Source organism: Arthrobacter sp. 08Y14, assembly GCF_002929455.1.
In the GTDB taxonomy this organism is placed as follows: domain Bacteria; phylum Actinomycetota; class Actinomycetes; order Actinomycetales; family Micrococcaceae; genus Arthrobacter_B; species Arthrobacter_B sunyaminii.
The window spans coordinates 1-829 of record NZ_PJIX01000019.1 but is presented as its reverse complement, the minus strand read 5'-3'; the positions used below and the strand labels follow the sequence as shown (position 1 = coordinate 829).

Sequence of the window (829 nt, the reverse complement as noted above, 5' to 3'; positions counted from 1 at the left end):
ATGAGCAGGGTACCGTATGGTTAGGAGAAAGAATTTGTGTCCCAGAAAACAAGGAGTTGAAGGATACTATCATGAAAGAAGCTCATGAAACTTTGTATTCTATTCACCCTGGAAGCACTAAGATGTACCAAGATTTAAAGCAACAATTCTGGTGGGCCAGTATGCGACGTGAGATAGCAGAATATGTGGCTCTATGTGATGTATGTCAGCGGGTCAAAGCAGAACATCAGAAGCCAGCCGGTCTGTTACAACCATTGAAGATTCCAGAGTGGAAGTGGGAAGAAATAGGAATGGATTTTATAACCGGTCTACCCAGAACGTCGGCAGGACATGATTCTATTTGGGTAGTGGTTGATCGGTTGACAAAGGTCGCTCACTTCATACCGGTCAAAACAACCTATACAGGACATAAGCTTGCAGAGTTATATATGGCTAGAGTGGTATGTTTGCATGGTGTTCCTAAGAAGATAGTGTCAGATAGAGGTAGCCAGTTTACTTCGAAGTTTTGGCAGAAATTACAATCAGAATTGGGTACCCGTTTGAATTTCAGTACTGCTTATCACCCTCAAACAGATGGTCAGACGGAAAGAGTAAACCAAATTTTAGAAGATATGTTGAGAGCTTGTGTTCTAGATTTTGGTGGAAGTTGGGATAAGAATTTGCCGTACGCGGAATTCTCATATAACAACAGTTATCAAGCTAGTTTGCAAATGTCTCCGAATGAAGCATTATATGGTCGAAAGTGCCGTACGCCGCTTCTTTGGGATCAAACCGGTGAACGTCAAGTTTTTGGGACAGACATATTGAGAGAGGCAGAAGAAAAAGTAAG

At 42.0% G+C, this 829-nt stretch carries 1 protein-coding gene; it reads left to right on the top strand.

What is annotated here, in order from left to right:
• Positions 1-71: 71 nt before the first annotated feature.
• On the top strand, positions 72-829 hold a 758-nt coding region (locus CXR03_RS17725), incomplete at its 3' end, for a DDE-type integrase/transposase/recombinase (protein WP_146070558.1).